This window comes from Streptacidiphilus sp. MAP12-33, from assembly GCF_041261265.1.
In the GTDB taxonomy this organism is placed as follows: Bacteria; Actinomycetota; Actinomycetes; order Streptomycetales; family Streptomycetaceae; genus Streptacidiphilus.
On the sequence record NZ_JBGCCA010000012.1, the window covers coordinates 112,877 to 132,227 of the forward strand.

Annotated in this window: 17 protein-coding genes; 15 read left to right on the forward strand and 2 right to left on the reverse strand. The window is 72.2% G+C overall.

What is annotated here, in order from left to right:
- Window positions 1–12 precede the first annotated feature (12 nt).
- Window positions 13–1,407, forward strand: a complete 1,395-nt coding sequence (locus ABH931_RS14560) for a replication-associated recombination protein A (RefSeq protein WP_370113124.1) — start codon at window positions 13–15, stop codon at window positions 1,405–1,407.
- Here ABH931_RS14560 and ABH931_RS14565 read toward each other — a convergent pair.
- Entirely contained in the window at window positions 1,381–2,817 is a 1,437-nt protein-coding gene (locus ABH931_RS14565; RefSeq protein ID WP_370113125.1) for an amidase, read from the reverse strand. The two genes, ABH931_RS14560 and ABH931_RS14565, sit on opposite strands and share 27 nt — an antisense overlap.
- Before the next feature lie 482 nt (window positions 2,818–3,299).
- Here ABH931_RS14565 and rpsD point away from each other — a divergent pair, with 482 nt between their 5' ends.
- Window positions 3,300–3,914 (forward strand): 30S ribosomal protein S4, encoded by a 615-nt coding sequence (gene rpsD / locus ABH931_RS14570; protein WP_037606475.1) that lies wholly within the window; start codon window positions 3,300–3,302, stop codon window positions 3,912–3,914.
- Here rpsD and ABH931_RS14575 read toward each other — a convergent pair.
- Window positions 3,902–6,067, reverse strand: a complete 2,166-nt coding sequence (locus tag ABH931_RS14575; RefSeq protein WP_370113127.1) for an AAA family ATPase — start codon at window positions 6,065–6,067, stop codon at window positions 3,902–3,904. The two genes, rpsD and ABH931_RS14575, sit on opposite strands and share 13 nt — an antisense overlap.
- 231 nt (window positions 6,068–6,298) lie before the next feature.
- On the opposite strand from ABH931_RS14575, the gene ABH931_RS14580 reads away from it, so the two are divergent.
- The 13 genes from ABH931_RS14580 (at window position 6,299) to efp (ending at window position 19,351) form a co-directional block, all read left to right on the forward strand.
- Window positions 6,299–6,784 carry a DUF948 domain-containing protein gene (locus ABH931_RS14580; protein ID WP_370113129.1) on the forward strand — a complete coding sequence of 162 codons (486 nt, stop codon included), beginning with the start codon at window positions 6,299–6,301 and terminating at the stop codon, window positions 6,782–6,784.
- 4 nt (window positions 6,785–6,788) lie between these two features.
- Window positions 6,789–7,184, forward strand: a complete 396-nt coding sequence (locus ABH931_RS14585) for a DUF6167 family protein (RefSeq protein WP_370113131.1) — start codon at window positions 6,789–6,791, stop codon at window positions 7,182–7,184.
- Window positions 7,184–9,856 carry an alanine--tRNA ligase gene (gene alaS, locus ABH931_RS14590; protein ID WP_370113133.1) on the forward strand — a complete coding sequence of 891 codons (2,673 nt, stop codon included), beginning with the start codon at window positions 7,184–7,186 and terminating at the stop codon, window positions 9,854–9,856. The genes ABH931_RS14585 and alaS overlap by 1 nt, the downstream gene beginning before the upstream one ends.
- 19 nt (window positions 9,857–9,875) lie before the next feature.
- Complete coding sequence (ruvX, locus tag ABH931_RS14595) at window positions 9,876–10,343, forward strand: Holliday junction resolvase RuvX (protein WP_370113259.1); 468 nt, start codon at window positions 9,876–9,878, stop codon at window positions 10,341–10,343.
- A 205-nt stretch (window positions 10,344–10,548) separates the two neighbouring features.
- Window positions 10,549–12,303, forward strand: coding sequence for an endolytic transglycosylase MltG (gene mltG / locus ABH931_RS14600; RefSeq protein ID WP_370113134.1), 1,755 nt, complete (start codon window positions 10,549–10,551; stop codon window positions 12,301–12,303).
- Window positions 12,300–13,124 carry a shikimate dehydrogenase gene (locus ABH931_RS14605; RefSeq protein ID WP_370113136.1) on the forward strand — a complete coding sequence of 275 codons (825 nt, stop codon included), beginning with the start codon at window positions 12,300–12,302 and terminating at the stop codon, window positions 13,122–13,124. The genes mltG and ABH931_RS14605 overlap by 4 nt, the downstream gene beginning before the upstream one ends.
- Before the next feature lie 301 nt (window positions 13,125–13,425).
- The gene (aroC, locus tag ABH931_RS14610; RefSeq protein WP_370113138.1) at window positions 13,426–14,610 is read left to right on the forward strand and encodes a chorismate synthase; all 1,185 of its coding nucleotides are present in this window, start codon (window positions 13,426–13,428) and stop codon (window positions 14,608–14,610) included.
- Complete coding sequence (locus ABH931_RS14615) at window positions 14,610–15,125, forward strand: shikimate kinase (RefSeq protein WP_370113140.1); 516 nt, start codon at window positions 14,610–14,612, stop codon at window positions 15,123–15,125. The genes aroC and ABH931_RS14615 overlap by 1 nt, the downstream gene beginning before the upstream one ends.
- The gene (gene aroB, locus ABH931_RS14620; protein WP_370113142.1) at window positions 15,122–16,213 is read left to right on the forward strand and encodes a 3-dehydroquinate synthase; all 1,092 of its coding nucleotides are present in this window, start codon (window positions 15,122–15,124) and stop codon (window positions 16,211–16,213) included. Before ABH931_RS14615 ends, aroB begins: the two co-directional genes overlap by 4 nt.
- The gene (gene aroQ / locus ABH931_RS14625; RefSeq protein WP_370113144.1) at window positions 16,210–16,647 is read left to right on the forward strand and encodes a type II 3-dehydroquinate dehydratase; all 438 of its coding nucleotides are present in this window, start codon (window positions 16,210–16,212) and stop codon (window positions 16,645–16,647) included. The genes aroB and aroQ overlap by 4 nt, the downstream gene beginning before the upstream one ends.
- A gap of 70 nt (window positions 16,648–16,717) precedes the next feature.
- Entirely contained in the window at window positions 16,718–17,425 is a 708-nt protein-coding gene (locus ABH931_RS14630; RefSeq protein ID WP_370113145.1) for an AAA family ATPase, read from the forward strand.
- A gap of 187 nt (window positions 17,426–17,612) precedes the next feature.
- Complete coding sequence (locus ABH931_RS14635; protein ID WP_370113147.1) at window positions 17,613–18,701, forward strand: M24 family metallopeptidase; 1,089 nt, start codon at window positions 17,613–17,615, stop codon at window positions 18,699–18,701.
- Window positions 18,702–18,784: 83 nt separating this feature from the next.
- Window positions 18,785–19,351, forward strand: coding sequence for an elongation factor P (gene efp / locus ABH931_RS14640; RefSeq protein WP_370113149.1), 567 nt, complete (start codon window positions 18,785–18,787; stop codon window positions 19,349–19,351).

Below are 19,351 nucleotides of genomic sequence, written 5' to 3' on the forward strand. Positions count from 1 at the left end.
AGGGTCGACGCTGTGGAGCCAGACCTGTTCACCGCCGCAGCCGAGGAGATCCAGGCCAAGGAGCCCGGGCGCGCGCCGCTCGCGGTGCGGATGCGCCCGCGCACGCTGGAGGAGGTCGCCGGGCAGCAGCACCTGCTCAAGCCCGGATCGCCGCTGCGGCGGCTGGTCGCGGCCACGAGCGGGCCCGCCGCCACCTCGTCGGTGATTCTGTGGGGCCCGCCCGGCACGGGCAAGACCACGCTCGCCTACGTGATCAGCCAGGCCACCGACCGGCGGTTCGTCGAGCTCTCCGCGATCACCGCCGGGGTCAAGGAGGTCCGCGCGGTCATCGACGGCGCCCGCCGGACCATCGGCACCACCGGCAAGGAGACGGTCCTCTTCCTCGACGAGATCCACCGCTTCTCCAAGGCCCAGCAGGACAGCCTGCTGCCCGCCGTCGAGAACCGCTGGGTCACGCTGATCGCCGCCACCACCGAGAACCCGTACTTCTCCGTGATCTCGCCGCTGCTCTCCCGCTCGCTGCTGCTCACGCTGGAGTCGCTCACCGACGACGACATCCGCGCCCTGCTGCGGCGCGCCGTCACCGACGAGCGCGGGCTCGGCGGCGCGGTCGAGCTCGCCGAGGACGCCGAGGACCACCTCGTGCGGATCGCGGGCGGGGACGCCCGCAAGGCGCTGACCTCGCTGGAGGCCGCCGCCGGCGCGGCCATCGAGGAGCGGGCGCCGGTCGTCACGCTGGAGCTGACCGAGACGGCCGTCAACCGCGCCGCGGTCCGCTACGACAAGGACGGCGACCAGCACTACGACGTCGCCAGCGCGCTGATCAAGTCGATCCGGGGCAGCGACGTCGACGCCGCCCTGCACTACCTCGCCCGGATGATCGAGGCGGGCGAGGACCCGCGCTTCATCGCCCGGCGGCTGATGATCTCCGCCAGCGAGGACATCGGCGTCGCCGATCCGACGGCCCTGCCGACCGCCGTGGCCGCCGCGCAGGCCGTCGCGATGATCGGCTTCCCGGAGGCCTCGCTGACGCTCTCGCACGCGGTGATCGCGCTCGCGCTCGCGCCCAAGTCCAATACGGCCACGGTCGCCATCGGCGAGGCCCTGGCCGACGTGCGCGGCGGGCTGGCCGGGCCCGTCCCGGCACACCTGCGGGACGGGCACTACGCGGGGGCGAAGAAGCTCGGCCACGCCCAGGGCTACGTCTATCCGCACGACCTGCCCGAGGGTATCGCCGCCCAGCAGTACGCCCCCGACGCCGTGCACGGGCGGCAGTACTACCGCCCGACCCGCCACGGCGCCGAGGCCCGCTATGCGGACGCGGTCACCTGGACGCGCGCCCGGCTGCGCGGCGAGACCCCGCCGGGAGCAGCCGACGCGTCACCCGACAAGGGGACGCCGGCCTGAGACGTAGGCCCACGGGCGCAGCTGCTCGACGGCCGTGCCGACGCGGAACACCGTCGCGTCGTCGTAGGTCCGGCCGACGATCTGCACGCCCGTCGGCACGCCGTTGGCGGCGAAGCCGGACGGCACCGAGAGCACCGGGCAGCGCGAGCAGATGTTGAAGCCGATGGTCATCGCCATCGCCATGTAGTGCTCCTGCTCCACCCCGGCGATGGAGAGCCCGGTCTGCGTGTACTCGTCGTCGGCCGCGAGCGCGGGTACCGCCGTGGTCGGGCAGAGCAGCGCGTCGTAGCGCTCCAGCACCGCGCCGAGCTCGGCGTAGAGGCGGCCCTCCAGCTCCAGGCCCTCCAGGAAGGTGATCTTCCCGGCGGCCTCGGCGGCCCGCTCGGCGAACGCGCGGGCGTAGCCGGTCAGCAGCTCCGGGGACTCGGCGGCGGCCTGGCCGATGGACGGACCGAAGATGGCGCCGAAGTGCGCCCACGCCGCCTGGTCGAGCAGCTCGCGGGTCCAGCCGAGCCGCACCTCCTCGACGACCGCCCCGGCCTCGCGCAGCGCCTCGGCGACGGCGCGGGTGTTGGCCTCGACATCCGGGTCCACGTCGTAGTCGCCCAGGTTGACGCAGAGCGCGATCCGCAGGCCCGCGACGCCCTCGTAGGACAGCGGCAGCTCCAGCTTGGGCCGCAGCGAGACCACGTCGCCCGGCCACGGACCGGCGATGGTGTTCTGGAGCAGCGCGGTGTCTGTGACCGTGCGGGCCATCGGGCCGTCGTGGCAGAAGGTGTCCAGGTTGAACGGCGGCATCGCCGGCACCCGGCCGTAGGGCGGCTTGAAGCCGACGACTCCGTTGAACGAGGCCGGGATCCGGATCGACCCGCCGATGTCCGAGCCCGTCGCCAGCGGCGCGTTGCCCGCCGCGAGCGCGGCGCCGGAACCGCCGGAGCTGCCGCCGCAGGAGTGGGCGAGCGACCACGGGTTGCGGGTGACGCCCCACAGCTTGGACTGCGTGAACGCGGCGCAGCAGAACTCGGGGGTGGTGGTGCGCGCGTGGATGATGCCGCCGGCGGCTTGCACGCGGGTGATCACCGGGTGGGTCTCCTCGGCGACCTCGTTCGCGAGCAGCAGCGAGCCCTCGGTGCACAGGCGTCCCGCGATCGGGTGCTCGTCCTTGGCGGCGACGGGCAGCCCCTCCAGCGCGCGCGGGGCGGGGCCGTGGCCGGCGTAACGCTTCTCCGCCTCCCGCGCGGCGGCGAGGCCCTCCTCGAAGAGCCGCTCGCTGAGGCAGTTGACGTCCGGCTCGGTGCGGTTCGCTCGCGCGATGACGGCTTCCATGAGCTCCACCGGCGACAGTTGCCGGGAGCGGAAGGCGCGCAGGGCGTCGGTGGCGGGGAGGTAGGCGAGTTCGAGTGAGTCCATGCGGACACCCTGAACGGAGTCAATGCCAGTGTCAATGGCGTTGACGCTGCACTCTCCAGGGGGACGGGGCTCTGCCGATATGCGGCTCCGCCGCGTGGGCGCGACAAGCCACCCACGTAGGTAGAGCCCCGAACGCGCAGGGCCATCCGCATGCCGGTGGTTTCTCGCGCAGTTCCTCGCGCCCCTGGGGGAAGGTGCAACTCCTCGCCCATGTAAACTGGCCCGAGCGAGATGTCCCGTGCCGCGTCGCAAGACGCGGCATCACCGGCGGGGCGTCATACAGGCCGCCCGCCCGCGAGGGCGAGCGGCAGGAGCGTTGCGCACCCTCTGGGTGTCGCGTGCAGCCCACCACCCTCACGGGGCGGTGGGCCACTCGCGTGCAGCACGTTGTGCCCGGTCCTGGGAGCGGCTCTCCCTCGATCGCGAGAAGCGACCTCCTTCAACAGCGGTGAGCCAGTAACAACCGAAAGAGGTAATGGTTCATGGCGAACCAGAAGCGTCCCAAGGTCAAGATTGCCCGCGCCCTGGGCATTCCGCTGACCCCGAAGTCCGTCAAGTACTTCGAGGCTCGCCCGTACCCGCCGGGTCAGCACGGCCGTGGCCGCAAGCAGAACTCGGACTACAAGGTCCGTCTGGTCGAGAAGCAGCGTCTGCGCGCCCAGTACGACCTGTCCGAGACCCAGCTCTCGCGCGCGTTCGACCGTGCCCGCAAGGTCGAGGGCAAGACCGGTGAGGCGCTCGTCGCCCTGCTGGAGACCCGCCTCGACGCCCTGGTCCTGCGTTCGGGCATCGCCCGCACCATCTACCAGGCCCGTCAGATGGTCGTCCACGGCCACATCGAGGTCAACGGCGCCAAGGTCAACCGCCCGTCGTACCAGATGAAGCCCGGCTTCGTCGTCACGGTCCGCGAGCGCTCCAAGGAGAAGACCCCGTTCGTCGTCGCCCGTGAGGGTGGCAACGCGGGTGAGGGTCAGACCGCGAAGTACCTCGAGGTCAACCTGAAGGCCCTGGCCTTCCGTCTGGACCGTCTGCCCCAGCGGCGTGAGGTTCCGGTCATCTGCGACGAGCAGCTCGTCGTCGAGTACTACTCGCGCTGACCCGCGAGCGGTTCTCGCAGCGCCCCCACGGCCTTCGGGCCGTGGGGGCGCTGTGCTGTCGGAGCCACCGCGCGCGGCGGGGTGCGCAGGGCGTGGCCGACGACCTCGTCGAGGGCGAGGCTCGTGCCGAGACGGAACGATTCGGCGCACTCGCCCGCCGGCAGGCCCTCCCGGACCCGTCGGTCGCAGACCTCGTGCGCGGCGTTGAAGCTGCCGGAGCCGAACAGGGGCTCGCCGACCGAGCGCCACAGCGTGTGCGCCGCGCCCTGGAGCAGCGCCGCCTCCCGCAGGTCGCCCGCCGCGCCCTGCTCGTCCGGCTCCGTGGCCAGCAGGGCCAGCAGCTCCACGCCCAGCACCAGGCCGACCAGGTCGCGGAACGCGTGGTTGAGCCGGACGCACTCGCGCGCCCGCTCCCGCGCGGCCGTCACGTCCCCCACCGACCAGGCCGCGTAGGCGGAGGCGAAGAGCCCGTAGGCGTAGGCCCAGCGCTCGCCGAACCGCACGCACTCGGCCAGCACCTTGCCGATCCAGGCCGCGCCGGTGGCCGCGTCGCCGCGGAAGGTGTGGGCCAGGCCCAGCTCGAACATGCCCATCAGCACGTTGCTGTTCAGCTCGCCGAGCTGGTCGTAGTGCCACAGCGCCTCGTCGAACAGCTCGACCGCCCGGTCCAGGTCGTCGGCGATCAGGGCGGCGCAGCCCTGCCGGTGGACGGCGTAGGCCAGCGCGCGGTCGTCGCCCGTGTCGAGGGCCTGCTGGCGGCACTCCTCCAGCAGGGCCAGCGCGTGCAGCCGGTCGCCCTGGAGGATCGACAGGTAGCCCGTCACCCACAGGGCCTTGGCCCGCGCCTCCGTCGGCTCGGGGGAGAGCTCCAGCGCGCGGTCCAGCCAGACCCGGCCCTCGCCGAGGTGGCCGCAGCCCACCCAGAAGTACCAGAGGGTCCCGGCCAGGAAGAGCGCCAACTGCTCCTCGCCCGGCTCCACCAGGCAGTACTCCAGCGCGGCGCGCAGGTTGCTGTGGGCGGCCTCGGTGCGCACCGACGTCTCCAGCTGGCGCGGGCTGAACCACTCCACCTCGCCCCAGGTGGCCAGGCCCAGGTACCAGTCACGGTGACGGCGGCGCAGCAGCGGCTCGGCGGTGGAGGCGCGCAGCCACTGCGCGCCGTACTCGCGCAGCGTGTCGAGCATCCGGAAGCGGGCGTCCCCGTCGACCAGGCCGGGCTCGCGCAGGACCACGGACTTGGCGACCAGCGCGCCGAGGATCTCCAGCACCTGGTCCGCGCTGAGGCCCTGGCCCGCACAGACGTACTGGGCCGCCTCCAGGTCGAAGGAGCCGACGAAGACCGTGAGCCGTGCCCACAGCAACCGCTCCTGCGGCGTGCACAACTCGTGGCTCCAGCCGATCGCGGTGCGCAGCGTCTGGTGACGCGGCAGCGCGGTGCGGGCGCCCCCGGTCAGCACGCGGAAGCGGTCGTCGAGCCGCTCGGAGATCTGCTGGACGGACAGCACGGGCAGCCGCCCCGCCGCGAGCTCCAGCGCCAGCGGGATGCCGTCCAGCCGCCGGCACAGCGCCGTGACCTGCTCGACGTTGTCGGCGGTGACGGCGAAGCCGGGCAGGGCGGACGCGGCACGCTCGGCGAAGAGGGCGACGGCGTCGGGGCGGGGCCCCTCGGTGGGCAGCGGGTCGAGCTGGAGCAGCTGTTCGCCCTCCACGCGCAGCGGCTCGCGGCTCGTGGCCAGCACCGTCAGCCCGGGCGCGGCGGCGAGCAGTGCGGCCAGGAGCGGGGCGGCCTGCACGACCAGGTGCTCGCAGCCGTCGAGCACCAGGAGCAGGGCCTCGCGATGGGAGAGGAAGTCCCGCAGCACCTCGACGGCGGGACGGGTGGTGCTGTCGGTCAGCCGCAGCGCCTCGGCGACGGCGTGCGCGAGGAGCGCGGGATCGCTCAACTCGGCACAGGGCACCAGCCAGCAGCCGTCCGGGAAGTCCGGCGTCGCGGACGCGGCGACACGCCGGGCGAGCCGGCTCTTGCCGACCCCGCCGGCGCCCACGACCGTCACCAGCCGCCAGCGGCGCAGCAGCCGCCGTGCGGCGGCGAGCTCGACCCGTCGACCCACGAACCCGGTGAGCTCGGCGGGCAGATTGCCGGTGCCTGGCATGGGACCCCCTTCGAGGTGGCACATCTCCTACCCCTGAACGGCTCAACGAGATGACTGATCGGTAGGTTACGGAGCGCTCCACTTGCGCATACCGGAAACCACCGACCTACCGATGACGCCGCCCCTTCGGTGATATGGCCAGCGCGTGGCCCCGGTTCCAGTCGGGAACTCGGTCCGCTTCGCGATAGGGTTTCGCAGATAGAACGGCTTTTGCTGCGAGGGAGCGCCAAGGTGTCGGGTGGAGAGGTTGCGGGCCTCGTCGTCGCCGTGTTCTGGGCGGTGCTGGTCACCCTCCTCGCCGTGGTCCTGGTCCGGCTCGCCCGCGCGCTGCGGGAGGCGACCGTGCTCGTCGAGGCGGTGACCGAGCGCGCCGTGCCGCTGCTCGACGAGGCCGCCCAGACGCTGCGCGCGGCCAACGACCAGCTCACCCGCGTCGACGCGATCACCGCGGACGTGCAGGACGCCGCCGCGAACGCGCAGGCGCTCTCCTCGACGATGGCCGCGACGCTCGGCGGCCCGCTGGTCAAGCTCTCCGCCTTCAGCTACGGCGTCCGCAGCGCCGTGGCCAAGCAGCGCGCGGCCGGGCGGCCGGAGAAGTACGTCCCGCACCAGTCGGAGCGGGAGATCATCGAGCGGATGGTGAAGGCCGAGGTGCAGCGGGTGACGGTGCGCCGCAACGGGCTGCTGCGCCTGGTGGGCCTGGGAAGGAGGAGCTGAGCCGATGCGCAGGATCTTCTGGATGGCGGTGGGCGCAGGCGCCACCGTCTGGACCATCAACAAGGCGAACCGCGTGGCCCGTTCGCTCACTCCCGGCAGCCTGGCCGAGGGCGCGGCCCTCGGCTCGCTCGAAGTCGGCCGAGCCGTGCGCCACTTCAGGGACGAGGTGAAGGCCGGCATGCTCCAGCGGGAGCTGGAGCTGAACCGTCAGCTCGGCCTCGACGGCAGCGTGCTGGCCACCCCCGGCTACACCGAGGACGCGAAGGTGCTGCGCGCCGCCGCGGTCCGCTCCGCGCTGCCGCGAGGCAGCGCGCCCGCGCCCGCCGAGTCGATCGACCGGGCGCCCCTGGAACTCCAGAGTCACACCACCATCAAGCTCGACCGGAATGAGGACCTGTAATGGAGTCGGCTGAGATCCGCCGCCGCTGGCTGCGCTTCTTCGAGGAGCGCGGCCACACCGTCGTCCCCTCGGCGTCGCTCATCGCCGACGACCCCACCCTGCTGCTGGTCCCGGCCGGCATGGTGCCGTTCAAGCCCTACTTCCTGGGTGAGGTCAAGCCGCCGTTCCCGCGCGCCACCAGCGTGCAGAAGTGCGTGCGCACGCCGGACATCGAGGAGGTCGGCAAGACCACCCGGCACGGCACCTTCTTCCAGATGTGCGGCAACTTCTCCTTCGGCGACTACTTCAAGGAAGGAGCCATCAAGTACGCGTGGGAGCTGCTGACCTCCTCCGTCGCCGACGGTGGCTACGGCCTGGACCCGGAGCGCCTGTGGGTCACCGTCTACCTGGACGACGACGAGGCCGAGCAGATCTGGCGTGACGTGATCGGCGTCCCCGCCGAGCGCATCCAGCGCCTGGGCAAGAAGGACAACTTCTGGTCCATGGGCGTCCCCGGCCCCTGCGGCCCGTGCTCGGAGATCAACTACGACCGCGGACCGGAGTTCGGCGTCGAGGGCGGCCCGGCCGTCAACGACGAGCGCTACGTGGAGATCTGGAACCTGGTCTTCATGCAGTACGAGCGCGGCGCGGGCGACGGCAAGGAGGACTTCCCGATCCTGGGCGACCTCCCGGCCAAGAACATCGACACCGGCCTCGGTCTCGAGCGCCTGGCGATGATCCTCCAGGACGTCCGCAACATGTACGAGACGGACACCCTGCGCGTCGTCATCGACAAGGCCACCGAGCTGACCGGCGTCAAGTACGGCGCCGCCCACGCCTCGGACGTCTCGCTGCGCGTGGTCGCCGACCACATGCGCACCTCCGCCATGCTCATCGGCGACGGCGTCACCCCCGGCAACGAGGGCCGCGGATACGTGCTGCGCCGCATCATGCGCCGCGCCATCCGCAACATGCGCATCCTCGGCGCCACCGGCCCGGTCGTCGAGCAGCTGCTCGACGTCGTGATCACCACGATGGGCCAGCAGTACCCGGAGCTGGTCACCGACCGCAAGCGCGTCGAGACCGTCGCGCTCGCCGAGGAGGCCACCTTCCTCAAGACGCTGCGCGCGGGCACCAACATCCTCGACACCGCCATCACCGAGACCCGCTCCGGCGGCGGCACGGTGCTGTCCGGCCAGAACGCCTTCCAGCTGCACGACACCTACGGCTTCCCGATCGACCTCACCCTGGAGATCGCGGCCGAGCAGGGCGTCTCCGTCGACGAGGACGGCTTCCGCCGTCTGATGAAGGAGCAGCGCGACCGCGCCAAGGCCGACGCCAAGGCCAAGAAGACCGGCCACGCGGACGTCCACGCCTACCGCTCGATCGCCGACAGCGCCGGCGAGACCGAGTTCACCGGCTACAACAACAACGTCACCGAGGCCTCCGTCGTCGGCCTGCTGGTCGACGGGGTCTCCTCCCCGGCCGCGTCCGAGGGCGACGACGTCGAGCTCGTGCTCGACCGCACCCCGTTCTACGCCGAGGGCGGCGGCCAGCTCGCCGACCACGGCCGGATCAAGACCGACACCGGCGCCGTCATCGAGATCCACGACGTGCAGAAGCCGGTCCCCGGCGTGGTCGTGCACAAGGGTGTCGTCCAGGTCGGCGAGGTCACCGTGGGCGCGCCCGTCCACGCCGAGATCGACGTGCGCCGCCGCCGGGCCATCGCCCGCGCCCACAGCGCCACCCACCTGACGCACCAGGCGCTGCGTGACGCGCTCGGCCCCACGGCCGCCCAGGCCGGTTCGGAGAACTCCCCGGGCCGCTTCCGCTTCGACTTCGGCTCGCCGACCGCCGTCCCCGGCACGGTGCTGACCGACGTCGAGCAGAAGATCAACGAGGTGCTCTCCCGCGAGCTCGACGTCACCGCCGAGATCATGGGCATCGACGAGGCCAAGAAGGCCGGCGCCATCGCCGAGTTCGGCGAGAAGTACGGCGAGAAGGTCCGTGTCGTCACCATCGGCGACTTCTCCAAGGAGCTGTGCGGCGGCACCCACGTGCAGAACACCGCCCAGCTGGGTCTGGTGAAGCTGCTCGGCGAGTCCTCCATCGGCTCCGGCGTGCGCCGCGTCGAGGCGCTGGTGGGCGTGGACGCCTACAACTTCCTCGCCCGCGAGCACACGGTCGTCGCCCAGCTGACCGAGCTGGTCAAGGGCCGTCCGGAGGAGCTGCCGGAGAAGATCTCCGGGATGCTCGCCAAGCTCAAGGACGCCGAGAAGGAGATCGAGCGCTTCCGCGCCGAGAAGGTGCTCGCGGCCGCCGCCGGGCTGGCCGAGGGCGCCGAGGACGTGCGCGGCACCGCGCTCGTCACCGGTCAGGTGCCGGACGGCACCGGCGCCGACGACCTGCGCAAGCTGGTCCTGGACGTGCGCAACCGCGTCGGCCAGGGCGGCCGCTCGGCCGTCGTCGCGCTGTTCACCGTGGCGAACGGCCGTCCGCTGACGGTCATCGCCACCAACGAGGCCGCGCGCGAGCACGGCATCAAGGCCGGCGAGCTGGTCCGCACCGCGGCCAAGACGCTCGGCGGCGGCGGTGGCGGCAAGGACGACGTCGCCCAGGGCGGCGGCCAGGACGCCGCGGCCGTGCCGCAGGCGATCGAGGCCGTGCGCGCCCTGGTCGCCGAGAAGGCCTGAGGCTGTTTCCGTGAGTGAGATGCGCCGGGGGCGCCGGATCGCGGTGGACGTCGGTGACGCCCGGATCGGGGTCGCCTCCTGCGACCCCGACGGGCTGCTGGCCACCCCGGTGGAGACGGTCCCGGCGGGCAAGAAGTCACTCGGACGGCTGACCGCGATCGTCGCGGAGTACGAGGCGATCGAGGTCGTGGTCGGGCTCCCGCGCTCGCTCAGCGGCCGTGAGGGCCCGGCCGCCGCCAAGGTCCGCGAGTACGCGGCACGGCTGGCGTTCCGGGTGTACCCGGTGCCGGTGCGCCTGGTCGACGAGCGGATGACGACCGTCAGCGCGGCGGCCGGCATGCGCGCGGCAGGAGTGAAGGCGAAGCAGGGCCGCTCGCGGATCGACCAGGCCGCGGCCGTGGTCATCCTCCAGAGCGCCCTGGAGACCGAGAAGACGAGCGGACGTCCTCCCGGGGAAACTGTCGAGCCGGCGGCCGAGGAGCTGTAGGCTGACGCCGAATCAAGGGGGTCCACCATCCGGTGGGCCCCCTTCGTCACTGTGAGCGACCTCATGTGAAGCTCTGCGTGGCGTGAACGTGGCCGCCGCCTCCGGTTGGCGTCGGTCAGGTAACGTTCCGTCCACGGCGGCGCCCATGGGCACGTCGGTTCGATTCAGTGCCGAATCCGAATATCCGCTGATCCCGAGGGGACGCATGACCGACCAGGGCCGGGGCTACGGCTCCGAACCGTGGGGCCAGGCCGGCTCGTACGGCGGGCAGGGCGGTTACCCGCCCCAGGCCCCCTACCCCTACGGACAGCAGCCGCAGCAGCCGCAGGGTCAGCAACCGCAGCAGCCGTACCCGTACGGGCAGCAGCCGCCGCAGCCGCAGTACGGTCAGCCGCAGCAGCCCTACCCCGGGCAGCCAGGTCAGCCCCAGTACCCCGGCGGCGCGCCCCACGGCCCCTACGGCACCGGCCAGCAGCCGGTCTATCCCGGTCAGCCCCAGCAGCAGCCCTACCCCGGGCAGCCGGGTCAGCCCCAGCAGCAGCCCTACCCCGGGCAGCCGGGTCAGCCGCAGTACCGGCAGCCCGGTCAGCCGCCGCAGGCCCCCTACGGCCAGCAGCCGCCGCAGCGCCCGCGCCCGCAGACCCCGCCGCCGTCCGGCCCCGGGCCGGACGGCATCGACTGGGTCGCCGAGGCGGCCCGCATGGAGGCCGAGGCGCGCGGCGAGGCCCCGGCCGAGGACACCGACGGGCACCACGGCTACCACTCGGACGAGGACGTCTACGTCGAGGAGCGAGAGGAGGGCGAGGAGGAGTACGTCCAGTTCCTCTCCGACGAGGACGAGAGCCGCAGCGGCCGCCGCAAGGACAAGGCCAAGGGCCGCACGGAGCGCAAGCGCAGCGGGATCGCCTGCCTGGGCGTCTCCCTGCTGCTGGTCGTTGCCCTCGGCGGCGGTGGCTACTTCGCCTACGACTGGTACAAGAACCGCAGTGCCGCCGCGGACTTCACCGGGGACGGCACCACCGACGTCCAGGTGCAGGTTCCGCTGGGCGCGACCGGCTGGGTCATCGGAAACACCCTCAAGGCGGCAGGTGTCGTCGAGTCGGCGCAGGCCTTCGTCAACGCCTACAATGGCGACCTCGCGAAGGCGTCGACCATCCAGCCCGGCTACTACGAGCTGAAGCTCAGGATGTCGGCGGCCTCGGCGCTCAAGGCACTGGAGAGCTCGCAGGGCGGTGAGGTGATCACCTTCCCGGAGGGGTCGACCGCGAAGACGATCTACTCGATGATCGACACGAAGCTGAAGCTCCCTGCCGGGACCACTGCCAAGGCCGCCAAGGACGACGTCGCGCAGCTGGGCCTGCCGGCCGAGGCGAAGGGCAACCCCGAGGGCTTCCTGTGGCCCACGCGCTACTCGATCGCCGCCAACATGAAGCCGATCGCCCTGCTCCAGCAGATGGTCCAGAACACCAAGACCCAGATCCAGGCGCTCAACCTGGACTCGGCCGGCCAGGGCGTCCACCTGGACAACGCCTACGCGGTGCTGACCGAGGCGAGCATCCTCCAGGCGGAGGGCAACAACACCGCCGACTTCGGCAAGATCGCCCGCGTCCTCTACAACCGCCTGAACACGAACGTGACCTACGGACGACTCGGGCTGGACACCACGATCCAGTACTACCTGGGGCGCAAGACCTTCACCAACGCGGAGAAGGCGCAGTCCCAGGCCGGCTACAACACCTATGTCGTCAAGGGCCTCCCGCCGACGCCGATCGACAACCCGGGCGCGCAGGCGATCCAGGCGGTGCTGAACCCGACACAGGGTGACTGGGCGTACTTCGTGGCGATCGACAGCAACAACACCGCCTTCTCCGCCACCTGGGCCCAGTTCCTCGACGACGTCAACACCTACTGCGAGAAGCACGGCCAGCACGTCAACCGCACGTCGGGACAGTGCCAGTGAGGCGGGCGGCGGTCCTCGGCTCGCCCATCGCGCACTCGCTCTCGCCGGTGCTGCACAACGCCGCGTACGCGGCGCTGGGCCTTGAGGGGGAGTGGCAGTACGGCCGCTTCGAGGTCGACGAGGCCGGGCTGCCCGGCTTCCTGGCCGGCCTGGACGTGGAGGGCGAGGGCTGGGCGGGCCTGTCGCTGACCATGCCGCTGAAGCGGGCCGTCATCCCGCTGCTGGACGAGGTCTCCTCGGACGCGCTCGCGGTCGACGCGGTCAACACCGTCGTCTTCCACGCCGACGGTCGCCGCACCGGCGACAACACCGACGTGCCGGGCCTCGTCGCCGCGCTGCGCGAGCGCGGCGTGGAGAAGGTCGGCAGCGCGGCGGTGCTCGGCGCGGGTGCGACCGCGTCCTCGGCGCTGGCGGCGGTCGGGCAGCTCTGCGACGGGCCGGTGCTGGCGTTCGTGCGCGGCGCGGAGCGGGCCGCGCAGATGCGGGCGCTGGGCGACCGCCTCGGCGTGGATGTCGTCCCGGAGGACTGGGACCGCGCGGCCGAGGCGTTCGACGCGGAGCTGGTCGTCTCCACGACCCCGGCCGGCTCCACGGACCACCTGGCGGGGGCGGTCCCCGCGGAGCCGGGCGCGCTCTTCGACGTGCTGTACCACCCGTGGCCGACCCCGCTGGCCGCTGCCTGGCAGCGGGAGGGCGGGGTGGTCCTGGGCGGCCTCGACCTCCTGGTCCACCAGGCGGTTCTCCAGTTCCGCGCGTTCACCGGCCTGCCGGACGCCGACGTCGTCCGCGCGATGCGCGCCGCAGGTCAGGCCGCCCTTTAGCTGCACCCTCCGGGGGCGCGGGGCTCTGCTTGATCGACTGCGGGCGCGAGAAACCCACCGGCGTGCCGACGGCCCTGAACGTTGAGGACCATCCGCACGCCGGAGGGGGCACCGCCCGGACGAAGGCTGGGGGAGGAGCCGCGTATCGGCACAGCCCCGCGCCCCTGGGTCGTGCATGGCTGCTCGCCACTGGCCAACTGCGGCGTGCCCGCGTGCTGGACGGATTCTGCCCCTGCCGGTGCGTCGTGGGAGGATCACGTCAAGGGATAGTCATCTGCACGAGCGGGATAGGAGCACACCCTTGGGAACGCTGCGCTGGCTGACGGCCGGGGAGTCGCACGGCCCGGCACTGGTCGCGACGCTGGAGGGGCTCCCGGCCGGGGTGCCCGTGACCACGGAGATGGTCGCCGACGCGCTCGCTCGGCGTCGCCTCGGTTATGGTCGCGGCGCGCGGATGAAGTTCGAGCAGGACGTCGTGACGTTCCTCGGCGGTGTCCGGCACGGACAGACCCTCGGCTCGCCCGTCGCGGTCATGGTGGGCAACACCGAGTGGCCCAAGTGGGAGCAGGTCATGTCGGCCGACCCGGTCGACCCGGAGATCCTCGCGGGCCTGGCCCGCAACGAGGCGCTGACCCGTCCACGCCCCGGCCACGCCGACCTCGCGGGCATGCAGAAGTACTCCCTCGACGAGGCCCGGCCGATCCTGGAGCGCGCCTCCGCGCGCGAGACCGCCGCGCGTGTCGCGCTCGGAGCCATCGCCCGCTCGTACCTGAAGGAGACCTGCGGGATCGAGATCGTCTCGCACGTCGTCGAGCTCGCCGCCGCCAAGGCCCCGGCCGGCGTGCTGCCGCTCCCCTCCGACGAGGCGCGCCTCGACGAGGACCCGGTGCGCTGCCTGGACGCGGACGCGTCGAAGGCGATGGTCGCCGAGATCGACCAGGCCCACAAGGACGGCGACACCCTCGGCGGCGTCGTCGAGGTGCTGGCCTACGGCGTGCCGGTGGGCCTCGGTTCGCACGTGCACTGGGACCGCCGGCTCGACGCGCGCCTCGCGGCCGCGCTGATGGGCATCCAGGCGATCAAGGGCGTCGAGGTCGGCGACGGCTTCGAGCTGGCCCGCATCCCCGGCTCGCAGGCCCACGACGAGATCGTCAACACGGCCGAGGGCGTGCGCCGGCTCTCCGGTCGCTCCGGCGGCACCGAGGGTGGTCTGACCACTGGCGAGCTGCTGCGCGTCCGGGCCGCCATGAAGCCGATCGCGACCGTGCCGCGCGCGCTGGCCACCATCGACACCCGCACCGGTGAGGCCGCCAAGGCGCACCACCAGCGTTCCGACGTGTGTGCCGTGCCGGCGGCCGGCATCGTCGCCGAGGCGATGGTCGCGCTGGTGCTGGCCGACGCCGTCAACGAGAAGTTCGGCGGCGACAACGTCTCCGAGACCCGCCGCAACGTGCAGGGCTACCTCGAGAACCTGGTCGTGAAGTAGTGGCCCACCCCGCTGTCATTCTGGTCGGTCCGCCCGGGGCCGGTAAGAGCTCGGTGGGTGTGCTGCTCGCGGAACGCCTCGGTGTCGGCTTCCGGGACACGGACGCCGACATCGTCGCCTCGGCGGGCAAGCCGATCGCGGACATCTTCGTCGACGAGGGCGAGCCGCACTTCCGTGCGCTGGAGGCGGCGGCGGTGCGGACCGCCGTCGCCGAGCACGCGGGTGTGCTGGCGCTCGGCGGCGGTGCCGTCATGCGCGCGGAGACCGAGGAACTGCTGAGCGGCCTGCCCGTGGTCTTCCTCGACGTCGACCTGCACGACGCGGTCAAGCGCGTCGGCCTGGACGCCCCGCGTCCGCTGCTGGTGGGCAATCCGCGCGCCCGCTGGCGTGAACTGATGGAGAAGCGCCGCCCGGTGTACACCCGGGTGGCCCGAGCGGTGGTGAGCACGGCCGGGTTGACGCCTGATCAGGTGGCCGACGCGGTCCTGGACGCACTGGAGCTGAGCAAGTCGTGAGCACAGAGATCACTCGTATCCGTGTCGGCGCGAGCGGCGGGGCGGACCCGTACGACGTGCTGATCGGGCATCAGCTGCTGGGCGAGCTGCCCGGGTTGATCGGCAACGCCGCGCAGCGCGTCGCCGTGATCCACCCCGAGGCGCTGTCCGCGACCGGTGAGGCGATCCGCGACGACCTGGCCGCGCAGGGCTACGAGGCCATCGCGCTGCAGGTGCCGAACGCGGAGGAGGCCAAGTCGGCCGAGGTCGCCGCCTACTGCTGGTCGGTGCTGGGCCAGACCGGCTTCACCCGCACCGACGTCGTCGTCGGTGTCGGCGGCGGTGCCACCACCGACCTCGCGGGCTTCGTCGCGGCCACCTGGCTGCGCGGCGTGCGCTGGGTCTCCATGCCGACGACGCTGCTCGGCATGGTCGACGCGGCGGTCGGCGGCAAGACCGGCATCAACATCGCCGAGGGCAAGAACCTCGTCGGCGCGTTCCACCCGCCGGTTGGCGTGCTGGTGGACCTGGACACGCTGCAGACCCTGCCGAAGCACGACTACGTCAGCGGGCTGGCCGAGGTCATCAAGACCGGCTTCATCGCCGACCCGGTCATCCTCGACCTGGTCGAGGCGGACCCGGAGGCGGCCCGTACGCCCGACGGCCCGCACACCGCCGAGCTGATCGAGCGCTCGATCAAGGTCAAGGCGGAGGTCGTCTCCAACGACCTGCGCGAGTCCGGCCTGCGCGAGATCCTCAACTACGGCCACACGCTCGCCCACGCGATCGAGCGCAACGAGCGCTACAAGTGGCGTCACGGCGCGGCCGTCAGCGTCGGCATGGTCTTCGCCGCCGAACTGGGCCGCCTGGCGGGCCGGTTGGACGACGAGACGGCCGAGCGGCACAAGAGCGTGCTCAAGTCGGTGGGTCTGCCGCTGACGTACAGGGCCGACGCCTGGCCGAAGTTGCTGGAGGCGATGAAGCTGGACAAGAAGTCCCGCGCCGACCGCCTGCGCTTCATCGTCCTGGACGGCCTGGCCAAGCCCGCGATCCTGGAGGCCCCGGACCCGTCGCTGCTGGTGGCCGCGTACGCGGAGGTGGCGGAGTGAGCGACGCGCCGCAGAAGGTCCTGGTGCTGAACGGCCCGAACCTGGGCCGGCTCGGCTCGCGGGAGCCCGACGTCTACGGCGCGACCTCCTACGCCGGGCTGGTGGAACGCTGCACGAAGCTCGGCGCGGAGCTGGGCTTCGAGGTCGAGGTGCGCGAGACCAACGACGAGGGCGAGATGATCCGCTGGCTGCACGAGGCGGCCGACGGCAAGCTCCCGGTCGTGATCAACCCGGGCGCGTTCACGCACTACTCCTACGGCATGCGCGACGCCGCGTCGCAGCGCACGGCACCGCTGATCGAGGTGCACATCTCCAACCCGCACGCGCGGGAGGAGTTCCGGCACCTGTCGGTCATCTCGGCGGTGGCCAGCGGCACGATCGCCGGATTCGGCATCGGCTCCTACGAGCTGGCGCTGCGGGCGCTGGCTTCCTGAGGTCCAGTCCGACGCGTGATCTGGTCACCTCCCGGAGGCGCGGTATCGTCGTCCTCCGGGAGGTGACCGGATGTCAGAGCGCCACAGCGACTACTACGGCGGCAGCCTGCCGCAGCAGCCCGCGGCGGGCCCGCCGCGGGCGACGCTGTCCCTGCGGGCCCTGCCGGAGTCCGCGGCGACGGGCCACTTCGTGCTGCCCACGCCCCCGCCCGCGGCCGTTCCCACGCCCGTCCCGGGCGGGGCGCTGGCGATCCTCCTGATCGGGCCCGCCGGCGCGGGCAAGACCTCGGTCGCCCGCCACTGGGCCGACCGGCGGCCCACCACGACGGCCCACATCAGCCTCGACGACGTCCGCGAGTGGGTCCGCGCCGGCTTCGCGGGCCCCCAGGCGGGCTGGAACGACCAGTCCGAGGGCCAGTACCGCCTCGCCCGCCGCACCTGCGGCTTCGCCGCGCGGAACTACCTGGTCAACGGGATCTCCTGCATCATCGACGACGCGGTCTTCCCCGACTTCCCGGCCGTGGGCCTGGGCGGCTGGAAGCGCCATGTGGGCCCCCAGCTGTTCCCCGTCATCCTCCTCCCGGGCCTGGACGTGGTCCTCGCCCGCAACGCCCGCCGCACCGGCCACCGCCGCCTCCCGGACGAGCAGGTGGCCGCCATCCACGGCCGCATGTCCGGCTGGTACGGCTCGGGCCTGCCTATCATCGACAACTCCCGCATGGACATCCCGGCGACGGCAACCGCCCTGGACCACGTACTGGCAGCCGTGCGGCGCTAGGGGCGCGCGGCCCTGCCGATATGCGGCTGCGCCGCGTGGGTGTGACAAGCCACCCGCGCAGCTGGTGACCGGCACGCACAGGGCCGTTCGCACCGGGTTGTCCTCGCGCGGGTCCCCGTGCCCCTGGCGGCTGCGCCGGCTGAGCTCCCGACGCGCGAGTGCGCGCTTGCGCGCCTAGCCTCGGAGCATGGGTGAGGTGTTCGCCGAGCGGCGTGAGCGTCTGCGGGAGCGGTGCAGTGGAGCCGGGGTCGATGCCGCGTTGGTGAGCGCGCCCGCGAACGTGCGGTGGCTGACCGGGGTGGCCGGGGCCGAGGCGTTGTTGGTGGAGCGCGACCGCGTGCTCCTCGCGGTGGCGCATCCCACGCGGGAGCGGGACGACGCGCTCGAGGAGCTGGTCGTGCCGGCCGGTCAGGACCCCGCCGTCGCGATCGCCGCGGCCGCGCAGGCGGAGGCGCTGCTGGGGGTGGAGGAGCACGACCTCACGGTCGCCCGGCACCGGGCCGTCGCCGAGGCGGCGGGCTGCCGGTTGCGGGACCTGCACCACTCCGTGGAGCAACTGCGGGTGGTCAAGGACGAACAGGAGCTCGCCAGCCTGCGGATCGCCGCGGAGATCGCCGACCAGGCGCTGGGTGAGCTGCTGGAGTCGATCCTGGTCGGCCGCAGCGAGCGGCACCTGGCGATGGAGCTGGAGCGCCGCATGGTCGACCACGGCGCCGACGGCCCGGCCTTCCCGGTGCGGGTCGGCGCCGGGGACCACGCGGGCCGGGCCCGGCACCTGCCGGGGGACCGGCGGGTCGAGGAGGGCGACTTCCTGACCGTCTCGCTCGGGGCCTGCTACCGGGGGTACCGGGCCTCCGCCACCCGCACCTTCGTGGTGGGCCTGGCCCCGCAGGACTGGCAGGTGGAACTGCACGCCGTGGTCTTCGCCGCGCAGCGCGCCGCGCGCGAGGCGCTCGCCGTCGGCGCGTCGCTGGACGACTGCGCGCGGGCGGCGACGCGCGTGCTGGAGGCGCGCGGGTACCCGCCGGAGCTGGAGGAGGGGGTTGGGCACGGTGTCGGCCTGGACGTCGAGGAGGAGCCGCGCCCGGGGGCCTTGGAACCTTGGCCTGGGGAGTTCGGTAAGCTTGAGAACCGTGTGCCGGTCACCGTCGGACTGGGAGTAGCCCTCCCGGGTCGTGGCGGGGTCCGGATCGAGGACACGCTCGTCGTCCGTCCTTCCGAGGACGGAGGGCCCGAGCTGCTCACCATCACGACCAAGGAGCTCCTCGCCCTGTGATTCCAGGTCCCGCAAGGGATCGGGAGCCGCAGGACACGCGTACTTGGTTCCTTGACAAACGAAATCCAGAAGTTAGGGCGACTGTGGCTTCCACCAACGACCTCAAGAACGGCATGGTGCTCAAGCTCGACAACGACCAGCTGTGGTCCGTCGTCGAGTTCCAGCACGTCAAGCCTGGCAAGGGCCCGGCGTTCGTGCGCACCAAGCTGAAGCACGTGCTGTCGGGCAAGGTCGTCGACAAGACCTTCAACGCCGGCGTGAAGGTCGAGACGGCCAACGTCGACAAGCGCACGATGCAGTTCTCGTACAAGGACGGCGAGCAGTTCGTGTTCATGGACATGGACACCTACGAGCAGACGCACGTCGACCCGGCGGTCGTCGGCGACGCCGCCAAGTTCCTGCTCGAGGGCTTCGACGCGCTCGTGGCCGTCTACGAGGGCGCCCCGCTCTACATCGAGCTCCCGGCCGCCGTCGAGCTGGTCATCGAGTTCACCGAGCCGGGCGTGCAGGGCGACCGTTCCACCGGTGGCTCCAAGCCCGCGCGTCTGGAGACCGGTGCCGAGGTCGGCGTCCCGCTCTTCATCAACCAGGGCGACAAGATCAAGGTCGACACCCGCACCGGTGACTACCTCGGCCGGGTGAACTCCTAA